Source organism: Campylobacter peloridis LMG 23910, from assembly GCF_000816785.1.
Taxonomy (GTDB): Bacteria; Campylobacterota; Campylobacteria; order Campylobacterales; family Campylobacteraceae; genus Campylobacter_D; species Campylobacter_D peloridis.
Map to the genome: position 1 here is coordinate 85,594 of NZ_CP007766.1, position 11,413 is coordinate 97,006.

At 32.3% G+C, this 11,413-nt stretch carries 12 protein-coding genes; 10 read left to right on the forward strand and 2 right to left on the reverse strand.

The window, feature by feature from the left end; genetic code table 11:
- The first annotated feature begins 2 nt into the window (after positions 1-2).
- The 4 genes from hisA (at position 3) to flgE (ending at position 4,901) form a co-directional block, all read left to right on the forward strand.
- Positions 3-737, forward strand: a complete 735-nt coding sequence (hisA, locus tag CPEL_RS00520) for a 1-(5-phosphoribosyl)-5-[(5-phosphoribosylamino)methylideneamino]imidazole-4-carboxamide isomerase (RefSeq protein WP_044598140.1) — start codon at positions 3-5, stop codon at positions 735-737.
- Positions 719-1,486 (forward strand): imidazole glycerol phosphate synthase subunit HisF, encoded by a 768-nt coding sequence (gene hisF / locus CPEL_RS00525; RefSeq protein ID WP_044598141.1) that lies wholly within the window; start codon positions 719-721, stop codon positions 1,484-1,486. Before hisA ends, hisF begins: the two co-directional genes overlap by 19 nt.
- 9 nt (positions 1,487-1,495) lie before the next feature.
- The gene (gene hisIE, locus CPEL_RS00530) at positions 1,496-2,122 is read left to right on the forward strand and encodes a bifunctional phosphoribosyl-AMP cyclohydrolase/phosphoribosyl-ATP diphosphatase HisIE (protein WP_044598142.1); all 627 of its coding nucleotides are present in this window, start codon (positions 1,496-1,498) and stop codon (positions 2,120-2,122) included.
- A 310-nt stretch (positions 2,123-2,432) separates the two neighbouring features.
- Positions 2,433-4,901 carry a flagellar hook protein FlgE gene (gene flgE, locus CPEL_RS00535; RefSeq protein ID WP_044598143.1) on the forward strand — a complete coding sequence of 823 codons (2,469 nt, stop codon included), beginning with the start codon at positions 2,433-2,435 and terminating at the stop codon, positions 4,899-4,901.
- Between the two features lie 180 nt (positions 4,902-5,081).
- On the opposite strand, the gene CPEL_RS00540 is transcribed toward flgE, so the two are convergent.
- Both CPEL_RS00540 and CPEL_RS00545 read right to left on the reverse strand, forming a co-directional pair.
- Positions 5,082-5,648 carry an ATPase gene (locus CPEL_RS00540; protein ID WP_044598144.1) on the reverse strand — a complete coding sequence of 189 codons (567 nt, stop codon included), beginning with the start codon at positions 5,646-5,648 and terminating at the stop codon, positions 5,082-5,084.
- A gap of 128 nt (positions 5,649-5,776) precedes the next feature.
- On the reverse strand, positions 5,777-6,997 hold the full coding sequence (locus CPEL_RS00545) for a multidrug effflux MFS transporter (protein ID WP_044598145.1): 1,221 nt from the start codon (positions 6,995-6,997) through the stop codon (positions 5,777-5,779).
- A gap of 124 nt (positions 6,998-7,121) precedes the next feature.
- Between CPEL_RS00545 and CPEL_RS00550 the strand changes: the two genes are divergently transcribed.
- Genes CPEL_RS00550 through CPEL_RS00575 form a run of 6 tightly spaced genes read left to right on the forward strand, consistent with a single transcriptional unit; the run spans position 7,122 to position 11,409 of the window.
- Entirely contained in the window at positions 7,122-7,391 is a 270-nt protein-coding gene (locus tag CPEL_RS00550) for a NifU family protein (RefSeq protein ID WP_044599460.1), read from the forward strand.
- Entirely contained in the window at positions 7,378-7,902 is a 525-nt protein-coding gene (locus CPEL_RS00555) for a hypothetical protein (protein ID WP_044598146.1), read from the forward strand. Before CPEL_RS00550 ends, CPEL_RS00555 begins: the two co-directional genes overlap by 14 nt.
- Positions 7,899-9,182: a UDP-N-acetylmuramoyl-L-alanyl-D-glutamate--2,6-diaminopimelate ligase gene (locus tag CPEL_RS00560; RefSeq protein WP_044598147.1), complete on the forward strand. Its 1,284-nt coding sequence runs from the start codon at positions 7,899-7,901 to the stop codon at positions 9,180-9,182. Before CPEL_RS00555 ends, CPEL_RS00560 begins: the two co-directional genes overlap by 4 nt.
- Positions 9,183-9,488 (forward strand): YbaB/EbfC family nucleoid-associated protein, encoded by a 306-nt coding sequence (locus CPEL_RS00565; protein ID WP_044598148.1) that lies wholly within the window; start codon positions 9,183-9,185, stop codon positions 9,486-9,488.
- On the forward strand, positions 9,485-10,564 hold the full coding sequence (locus tag CPEL_RS00570) for a DUF7488 domain-containing protein (RefSeq protein WP_044598149.1): 1,080 nt from the start codon (positions 9,485-9,487) through the stop codon (positions 10,562-10,564). The genes CPEL_RS00565 and CPEL_RS00570 overlap by 4 nt, the downstream gene beginning before the upstream one ends.
- On the forward strand, positions 10,564-11,409 hold the full coding sequence (locus CPEL_RS00575) for a polyprenyl synthetase family protein (protein ID WP_044599461.1): 846 nt from the start codon (positions 10,564-10,566) through the stop codon (positions 11,407-11,409). Before CPEL_RS00570 ends, CPEL_RS00575 begins: the two co-directional genes overlap by 1 nt.
- The last annotated feature ends 4 nt before the right edge of the window (positions 11,410-11,413 follow it).

The window sequence follows — 11,413 nt, forward strand, 5'->3', positions numbered from 1 at the left end:
AAATGCAAACTCAAATCATTCCAGCATTAGACTTAATAGATGGCAAGGTAGTAAGGCTTTATAAAGGTGATTATGCTAAAAAACAAGAATACAGCTTTGATCCTTTGACTAAATTTCAAGAGTATGAAGCTCAAGGGGTTGATTGGCTTCATTTGGTGGATTTAAGCGGTGCAAAAGATCCTAGCAAAAGACAACTAAAACTCATAGAAAAGCTAGCCTCTAAAATCAAAGTAAATTTACAAGTAGGCGGGGGAATTCGCACTAAAGATGAGATTAAAGCTTTGTTTGAAAGTGGTGTAAAACGCGTGGTTATAGGCTCTTTAGCGGTTAAAAACAAAACCTTTACACAAGAACTTTTAGATGAATTTGGTGTAGAAAATATAGTCTTAGCGCTTGATAGCATTTGCATTAAAGATGAATTTTTTGTAGCCATTGATGCGTGGAGCAAAACAAGTGATGAGAATTTGTTTGAGCTTTTAAATTTTTATAAAAATGTAAAGCATATTTTATGCACAGATATTTCTAAAGATGGCACGATGAGTGGAGCAAATATCACTTTATACAAAGCTTTGCATGAAAAATTTCCACATTTACAAACCCAAGCAAGTGGGGGCGTAGCAAGCTTAGAAGATTTTAAAAAGCTAAATGGCATAGTAAGTGGTATCATCGTGGGTAAGGCCTTGCTTGATAAAGAATTTAGCATAAAGGAGGCTAAAGAATGCTTGCAAAACGCATAATTGCATGTTTAGATGTAAAAGATGGCAGAGTGGTTAAGGGGGTGCAGTTTAAAAACCATGAAGATATGGGCGATATCATAGAGCTTGCTAAATTCTACTCACAAAATGGCATTGATGAGCTTGTGTTTTATGATATCACAGCTTCAGCTAAAAATGAGCGTATCAATAGGGCTTGGGTAAGCAAAGTAGCACAAAATATCTCTATACCATTTTGCGTTGCAGGGGGTATAAAAAGCGAAGATGATGCAAAAGAGCTTTTAGCAAATGGTGCTGATAAAATTTCTATTAATTCCCCTGCTTTAAATGATCCTGATTTAATCTCACGCCTTGCAAAAAGCTTTGGAGTGCAATGTGTAGTCGTAGGCATAGACACTTTTAAAGATGAAAACAACGAGTTTTTAGTATATAAATACACCGGAGATGAGAGTAAATCTCATCATAGTGGTAAAAAAACGCTAGAATGGGTAAAGCAAGTATGCGAGCTAGGAGCTGGCGAAATAGTGCTAAATATGATGAATCAAGATGGCATGAGAAAGGGTTATGATTTAGATCAACTTGCTAAAGTTAGGCAAATTTGCCCTGTGCCTTTAGTAGCAAGTGGGGGTGCAGGAGCAAAAGAGCATTTTTTAGACGCTTTTAAGCTTGGTGTTGATGGGGCTTTAGCGGCTTCAATTTTTCATAAAAAACTTATAGACATAAAAGAATTAAAATTATTTTTAAAAGATCAAAACATACAAATTCGTATTTAAGGAAGGGCTATGAAAATCAATGAAGAAGAATTTATAAAAAGTATTGATTGGCAAAAAGTAGGCGATCTTGTTCCTGTGATTATACAAGATTATCACTCTTGTGAAGTTTTAATGCAAGGTTTTATGAATGAAGAGGCATTAAGAGAAAGTTTTAAACACAAAAAAGTGGTATTTTACTCACGCACTAAAGAGCGTTTGTGGATGAAGGGTGAGCAAAGTGGGAATTTTTTGCATATTGTAGATTTAGGGCTTGATTGCGATAGAGATTGTATTTTGATTTTAGTTAAACCTAGCGGGGCTACTTGCCATACGGGTGATACTTCTTGCTTTGAAGCACTTTCTAAAAAGGCTGATTTTGTGTTTTTATCGCGTCTTGAAAGGCTTATTAACTCACGCAAAAGCACTTGTGCAAATTCTTCTTATACAGCCGAGCTTTTTTCAAAAGGCACTAAACGCATAGCACAAAAAGTAGGCGAAGAAGGCGTTGAAACGGCTTTAGCTGCCACCGCTAAAGACAAAGAAGAGCTTATTAATGAAGCAGCGGATTTGCTTTATCATTTAGATGTTTTACTAGCTGATGCAAATTTGAGTTTAAATGATGTGATTGCTAAATTAAAAGAAAGAAATAAAAGTTAAGCGTGATTTCTCACGCTTAATTAAGCAATATTTTTGAAAAGATTCACTAGCTATATCGCGTAATTTTAAAAAAACTTTATATTTTTAAGACTTAGTATGCATTTTTATAACAAATTGTTATGAAAATTATAGACATTAATTTTTGTCTAAAAGCTTTATTTTCCATTATCTTACTTAAAATTTACTTGTAATTGTGTATTCAAAAATTTATATATTTTGTTATATTTTTGGAACACTTCTTGCTTTAGTTTTGCTAAGCAATAGAAATTGTGAATTTATCACAAAGCAATATTTTTTAAAGGATTTAATTATGATGAGATCTCTTTGGTCTGGGGTTTCAGGACTTCAGGCACATCAATACGCAATGGATGTTGAAGGTAATAACATAGCCAATGTTAATACATTTGGTTTTAAATACTCTCGTGCGGATTTTTCAACTCTTATGAGCCAAACTTCTAAAATCGCCACAGCTCCAGATGGTGATTTAGGTGGTAAAAACCCTATGCAAGTTGGCCTTGGTGCAGGTGTAAATTCTACTACAAGGATTCACTCTCAAGGTAATATCCAAACTACAGATAAAAATACCGATATGGCGATTAACGGAGATGGATTTTTCATCGTATCAAATGATGGCGGAACTACGCAGTTTTTCACTCGTGCAGGGGACTTTAAAACAGACGCGGTAGGAAATTTCGTAGATAATAACGGCTACACTGTTCAAGGTTGGAACTATAACCAAGAAACAGGCCAAATAGACTCTTCTAAATCAGTAGAAGATATAGTTATACCACCTGGTATGAGTATGCCTGCAAAACCTAGTTCTATAGTAAAACTCACAGCAAATCTTGATAGCGGAAATACTCTAGGTTCAAATGCTTCTGCTAAACGCCCTATATATGCTTTGGATTCTCAACATGGTTTTAGAGCGGATACGGGAACAGCTATAGATGAAAACGACACAGGCCATACTGAGTTTTATACTACTTCAAAAACTGGCGCGCAAGTAACAGAAAAAGGCGTAGATATGGGAGTGGTATTTAACGCTAAAGGTGAGGGTTTAAACTTAAGAAGTGGGCAAGGAATTTGGGTAAGTTATGCAGATGCTAAGCACACTTCTAATGTAAAAATGCATGCTGATTTACCTCAAGATAGAGCTAAATGGACAGCAAACACTCAATATACTTATTGGGGATTTAAAGATGGAGATACAACTCATGCTGCTAAATTAAATATTACCATTAATGGGGTAAATATACAAGCAGAAGGTGTAGGACAAGAAACTTTTATAAACGCTATTAATGCTAAGACAGCCGAAACTGGAGTAGTAGCTTCAGTAGTTAATGGGCAAATAACCTTTACTAATGATAACAGCACAGGAACTACAGCAAAATCTAAAAATCTAGATATAACTATACATGCTGATACAACTGCAGGTGGACAAATTCAAACAAATGCAACCCCTCAAACAGGTGCATTAAATACTGTATTGACAGTTCAAGGAACACCTCGTAGAGCTTGGCTTGGAACAGATGATCCTACGGGTGTAAATGGAACTGCAAAAACTACGGTTCAAGTTGTTACAGCTCATGAGTATATTTATAGTCCTAATAATGTAGACATAGGGCCAAACCCTAATCCAAATGCAGCTACACAAGCTGAAGCAAACATGCCTAGTGTTAATGGACAAAGAACATTCCATACTACTGAAGATTTAAGAGAACTTATGCAAAGAGATGCTAGATGGGGTGTGGATTATGATGGAGATGGTACTTTAGAAAACTGGCAAAGTGCAGATGGTAGAACTGGATCTAAGCAAGATGCCAACGCTGCTGTAGAGGTAGTAGTAGAAAGCGATGGTAGATTTAAAATCACTAATCCAAAAACAACAGAATCTAAAGATATGACTTTTAAGGTTACAGGTTATTCTAATGAAGCTAATAAAATTTCTACTAACGATAAATTCACCGCTATGTTTAGTGCCTTAGATGGAAATTTCAATGCAGGAAATAATCAAAAATACTCTCAAGATATGTATCTATCAGCACATACTGCTAGTATAGAAATTTTTGATTCACTAGGAACTAGACATGAGCTAACCGTGCAATTTACCAAACAAACCAAAACAGCAGATGGTGGGGCTGAATGGTCTATCATCATTTCAGTGCCTGAGCCTGCTGAGATAAACTTTAGTGGCGATGGTGCACCAGGTAATATAGTAGTAGGAAGTTTAAGATTTGGCAATGATGGTTCGCTTCAAAGCTATACGCCAAATGTATTAAATTTCACTGGAAATAACGGCTCAAAACCTGATCAAGTAGTAAAGCTTGACTTTGGAACAACTGGAGCTTTTGATGGTTTAACAAGCTATGATAAAGACTCAGCTACTACTAAACAAGAAACAGATGGTTACACAGGGGGTAACTTAAAACCAGATGCATTAAGAACTGATGAAAATGGTTATATCTATGGAGAATTTACAAATGGTAAAACTCTAGCTTTGGCTAAGGTTGCTTTGGCTTCATTCCCTAATAATATGGGTCTTGAAGAAATAGGAAATAACCTTTTTAAAGCCACTGCAAACTCAGGAACAGCAACCATAGGCCATGCTGGTGAAGGTGGTAGAGGGGGCTTGAAGTCTTCTGCGATAGAAATGTCGAATGTGGATTTAAGTCGTGCTTTAACTGAGCTTATCGTAATACAAAGAGGTTATCAAGCTAACTCAAAAACGATTACCACAAGTGATCAGCTTTTAAATACTTTATTACAATTAAAACAATAATTCTAACCCAAGGTTTTAAAACCTTGGGATCAAGCTTTACAAGGTTATCGAGGTAGCCTTGTAATACTTGATAGCCTTGAGCCTTCAATCTATTGCTAACTCACTTCTTTTTTGCCTAAGAAGTGGGTAGCATGATTGTTATATCGACAAGGGAAAATAAAAATTTATAAACTTTGATTTTTAAAAATTTATCATTAATGGTTCTAACCATTTGGTGATTTCAAATACTTCTAGCTTGTTGTTTTTAAATTCTAATAGCTTTTTATAATTTTGAGTATTATCAAAAATAATAATGTGATTACAAAATTTAGCGATAGTATTAAAATTTTGTAAAGACTCATAGTATCTTTTTTCTATGAGTTCTTCTTTTATATCGTGCCCACCTTTAGCCACGCGAATTTTTACTCTTTGCTTTGCTGTGTTTGGAGAGTCTAATCCAATGTAATAAAGATTTATAGTGTAAGAATTTTTTTGTAATTTTTTAAATAAAGATAAAATGCTATTACCACAAAGTGTGGTTTCTTGGTTAAAACCATAAGCTTTTTTGATATAGTTTTCACGCATTTTAATGGCTATCCTTGAAGCTCTAAATTGATCCTCTTGGTTTTTCCAGTCACCAAAACTACTTACGATTTCATCGATGTTGATTCTAAGTCCAAAGTCTTTGTTTTTTTCAAGTTCATTATAATATAAGGTAGTTTTTCCAGATCCTTCGGCTCCTGCAAAAATAGTAGCTATTTTTTTCATTATTAAAGCCTTTGTTGGTTGATGAGAAATTTTAACATAAATTGTTTATAAGTATTTTGAAAACAAATATAAAGTTTTTTCAAAAAGGTGCGATATAGCTAGTGAATCTTTTCAAAAATATTGCTTAATTAAGTGCGAGAAATCGCACTTAACTTTCTTTTTTTAATCAAACTTAGATAACAAATAAGCGAAGCAAAAGAACAAAAACCTAAGATACTTCCTAACAATACAGGTGTATTAGCATTTAAAATGCTAACTATAAACGCCATGATTCCAGCCATAGCAAACTGAGCTGCACCTAAAAGTGCTGAAGCACTTCCTGCGTTTTGTTTTGATCTTGCCATTGCTAAAGCTGTAGTATTTGGTAGAATAAATCCTAAATTTGCGATTATAAGCAACAAAGGTATTTCAAAAGCCCAAAATCCTAAATCTAAACTAGCTCCAATAATAAGCACAAATGTTAAAAGACTAATGCTTATGAAAGCTTTAGGAAGTATATAATAAGGCGAAAATTTTAGCACTAATTTAGCGTTGATATTAGCTGAGATTACAAAAGATAAAGCATGAATTCCAAAAAGAGCTGCATATTGTTGTTCGCTAAGGTTAAAAACACGAGTAAAAATAAAAGAAGAACCTGTTAAATACGCGAAAAATCCAGCAAAAACTAACACTCCGCATAGTAAATACACCTTAAAGCGACGATCTTTTAATACTTTTTTATAGCTTTTTAAAATTTCTTTATGGTTAAATTTTTTTCCTTCTGTGTTGTGATGAGTTTCTTTTAAAACAAAAATAACGAGTAAAAATAAAATAAAGCCTAAAATAAAAAGCGTTACAAAAATACTACGCCAAGAAAAAAATTCCAGTAAAATTCCTCCAAAACTTGGAGATAACATAGGAGCTAAAGAGGTAAAAACCATCATCAAAGCATAAATTCCCGCAGCTTCTTTAAGCTCAAAAACATCATTTACAATAGCCCTTGCTACGACTACACCCACGCAACCTCCCAAAGCTTCAAAAAAACGCAAAGCTATAAAAGCATGAATGGAATCAACTAAAACACAAGCTATGCTTGAAGAAATAAAAATAAAAAGTCCTATATATAGAGGTTTTTTTCTTCCAAATACATCACTTAAAGGCCCATAAAAAAGTTGCCCTAAGGAAAATGCTATAAAAAAACTTGCTAAAGAAAGTTGAGTGTAGAAAGTATTAGTTTGAAAGCTTTTTTGCACTTCGTTTAATGCGGGTAAATACATATCAGTTGAAAGTGGTGCTATGGCTGATAAAAATGCTAAAATAATGATGAGTTTTAGTTTTTCAAAGCCTTTAATTTGCGTATATTTTTGCATAAAAAATCCTAAAATATTTTTTAGCATTGTATAGTAAAAAGTCTAAAATAAACAATAATTTACATTTTTTAAAGGCAAATAAGATAAAATTAAACTAAAAAATAATCAAGGAAAAGTTATGAATATGCCTTTTAGTGATGATGAGTTGGTTGAACCTGTAAAAGCAAGTTTAGCAAAGACTATGCATATTTTAGAAAACGATGGTGGCGGGCTTGATTTTTTGGGTATTAAAAATGGTGTAGTTTATGTTAAATTAACAGGAGCTTGTCATGGCTGTCCTTCAAGTGGAACGACTTTAAAATATGGCTTAGAAAAACAGCTTAAAATAGACATACATCCAGATATTACCATAGTAAATTTAGTAGGCGGGGAAAGCGAATTTGCAAAATTATAAAAAAATAGCCATAGAATGTTTTTATAACAAAGATTATAAAAGTGCTAAAATGTATTTTTCGCTTGCTTATCAAAAACGCAAAAATAAAAGATTGCTAACCTTTATAAGCATTTGTGATTTGGCTTTGAAAAGCCCTGATGAAGCTTTTATTTTTTTTGAATTTTTCTTGCAAAATTATAAAAATTCAAAAGTAGATACAGATATAGAAAAACTTATAAATTTAAGTCAAAGCGTGCAATTTGAGGAAGAAGATGAAGAATTTGAAGGCTTGAGCTATCAGGATTTTTTACTTAGCGAAAAGGAAGTAGGGTTTAAACAAGCTTTAGAAAATGTTATAATTTCTAATAAACTTGTTATAAGTGATAAAGAAGATTTTGTTGATTTTTTAGAAAAACTTTTAGAGCACGGATATAAAGATATGCTAGTTTCTTATATGGAAGATGTTTGGTCGCATTTTTATTCTAATTATAGATTTATAAAGCTTAGTGAAAAACTTAAGGATTTATTGTGATTGTAAAACTTGAGCAAAATTTCATTTGTGATAATTCTAACGAGTGCGAACAAGGTTGCTTTTTTTTAAAAACTACACAAAATGAAAAATTTGCAAAACAAGCTTTGGAGAAAAAAGCAAAGATTATTGATGTAGTAGAATGTAAAAAAATTTTAGGTATTGATGAAAATATTAAAATCATAGGCATAACAGGAACCAATGGCAAGACAACAACAGCTGGTGCGATTTATTCTATTTTACTTGATTTGGGTTATAAATGTGCTTTGATGGGAACAAGGGGTAGTTTTATAAACGATAAAAACATTGCTCCAAAAGGTTTAACCACTGCTGTTATTTTACAAACTTTGGAATTTTTAGCTTTAGCAAGTAAAGAAAAATGCGATTTTTTAATAATGGAAGTAAGTTCGCATGCTTTGGTGCAAAATCGCATTGAAGGACTTTCTTTTGTAGCTAAAATTTTTACTAATTTAACCCAAGATCATTTAGATTTTCATGGCAGTTTTGAAAACTATAAGCAAGCAAAAGAAAGTTTTTTTACTGATGAGGGAATGAAATTTATCAATAAAGACGCAAGTGCTATTAAATTTAATGTAAAAGGTGCTTTTACTTATGGGGTGGAAAACCCAAGTTATTACCATATAAAAGCTTATGCTTTGAAAAACGGCATTGAAGCAGTGGTAAATTTTGGTAAGGAAAATTTTGTGATAGAGTCTTCTTTAGTGGGGCTTTTTAATCTTTATAATCTTTTAGCAGCAAGTGCTTGTGTAAATGAACTTGTAAAGCCAAATTTAAAGGATTTAGAAAAGGCTATAAGTAATTTTGGTGGTATAGAAGGTAGAATGCAAATGGTTGCAAAAGATGTGATAATAGATTTTGCACATACACCCGATGGTATGGAAAAAGTGCTTGAAGCTTTGAAATATCGCGATTTGATTGTAGTTTTTGGAGCAGGGGGCGATAGAGATAAAACTAAGCGTCCATTAATGGCTAAAATTGCCAAACACTATGCTAAAAAACTTATCATCACAAGTGATAATCCACGCTCAGAAGAACCTATGGATATCATTAATGATATTTTAAGTGGCATAGAAAAAGATGAGAGTGTTTTTATAGAATGCGATAGAAAAGAGGCTATTAAAATGGCTTTAAGATTAAAAACAAAAGATGAATTTGTCGTAATTTTAGGAAAAGGTGATGAGACTTATCAGGAGATTAAGGGTGTAAAATATCCTTTTAATGATAAAGAAGTAGTATTAAAGATATTAAAAGAAGGAAAGTAGATGTTTGAAAATATGGATTTTTCTAAAATGGGTGAGCTTTTAACTAAAGCTCAAGAAAAAGCAAACGAACTTGAACAAGAAGCTTTAAAAAAAGAATTTAGTGCTAAAAGCGGTGGTGGCTTGGTTAAGGTAAGTGCTAATGGAAAAGGTGAAATTATAGATATAAATATAGATGATTCTTTACTTGAAGATAAAGAATCTATGCAAATTTTATTGATTTCTGCGATTAATGATGTTCAAAAAATGGTAGAACAAAATAAAAAATCTATGGCGAGTAATTTATTTAATGGGATGGGAATAATATGAGAATTTTACTTTGTATTTTAGGTATGGTTTGTATGCTTTTTGCTGTTCCAAGACCTACTTTTAATGATTTTTTAGGTTGCTATGAAAAAAACAAAGCTAGTATGCTTATTTATGAAGGTTTGCCAGCTTTTGCTTTAAATGAAAATACTTTAGCGGTAGTAAAAACTAAAAATGCTAAATTAAATAGCTATACTAAATATGATCCATTTTTAAATTTATATTTAGTGAGAACAGATTTTAGCTTGATACCTGCACCTATGGGTGATGAAGAACAATTAACGCGTAATAGCTGGGTGGGAATTTTAGATGATAACCAAAGCTATATAGGCCATTTAAAGTATTTTGGACAAACTTTAACAGAACGCGATCAGCTTGATTTTAATACAAAAATCGGAGAGTTAAATTCTCCATGCTGTAATATGCTAGGAATTACTTTAGAAAATGGTAAATTAATAGGCAATCGTTATTTAAAGCATTTTATGAAATATCCTGATGTTTATTGGGGTGATATAGGAGTTGATTTTGAATCGCGTGATGGCAAAATTTATGTAAAAAATGTGCGAAAAAATGGACAATTTTTATTAAATGATGAGGTAGTAAGTGTTGATGGGGAAAATTACGATGATATACGCAAGCTAAATGAAAAAATTTTATTTAGTGATCGCGGAGCAACTTTGTATTTTAATGTTTTAAGAGATAATACGGATTTAAACATTTCTACTGCAGTTTTTGATAAAGATTTAGGAATTTATGCAAAACCAAAAAAAGTAGTTCCAGTAAAACCAAGTTCATTTTATAGCAATTTAGGCTTGCGTGTTGATACTAAGATGAATGTGATTGAAGTAAGCCCAAATTCAAAAGCACAAATGGCGGGTTTTTTAAAGGGTGATAAAATTTTAAGAGTAAATAACCAAGTGATTAATAACTTTAATCAATTGCAAAGTATTTTAAATCAAGCCAATTCTTTTGATGTTTTGGTTTCAAGAAAAGCCACTAGCATACCATCAGCTCAAAATAATGATCTTGAGCAAATAAATCGAGGTTATTTTGACTTTTTCATAAGGCTTGTGAAGTGATTTTAGAAAAATTTACAAAGCATTTAGAGCAAAATTTTCCTAAAATAAAGAGTTTTCATCCATTTTTTAATGATGCTTTAAAATGGATGCTAGAAGCTGGTGGAAAGCATTTTAGAGCCCAGCTTCTTTTAGGTATAGTTAATGCTAAAAATCCTGCTTTGTTTGATAAGGCTTTAAATGCGGCTTTAGCTTTGGAATTTATCCACACTTATTCTTTGATACATGATGATTTGCCTGCTATGGATAATGCTTCTTTACGCAGAGGTAAGCAAACTTTACACAAAAAATATGATGAAACTACAGCTATTTTAGTGGGTGATGCTTTAAATACTGAAGCTTTTTTATTGCTTTCAAAATTAAATTTAAAAGATGAGATAAAAGTTAAACTAGTTCAAACCTTAGCTTTTAATGCAGGGCTTAATGGTATGGTTATTGGGCAGGCGATTGATTGTTATTTTGAAAGAAAGGATTTAAGCTTAGAACAAGTTGAGTTTTTACATATACATAAAACTGCAAGATTAATCGCAGCTAGTTTAAAAATGGGTTGTGAAATTTGTGAGCTAGATGAAAAAGAATGCGAGCAAATTTATGAAATAGGGCTTTTGATAGGACTGATTTTTCAAATCAAAGATGATATCATTGATGCAACTTTAGACGCAAATGAAGCAGGTAAACCTACTCACAATGATATAAATAAAAATTCTTTTGTAAAGCTTTTGGGTTTAGAAGGTGCTAAAAAGGCAAAAGATGAAAAAATTACTTTATGTGAAGAAAAAATGAAAAAATTAGATTCAAAACTTGCTAATGAGCTTCAAATTTTGATTGATAAATATTTAAAAGGTTGAGAAA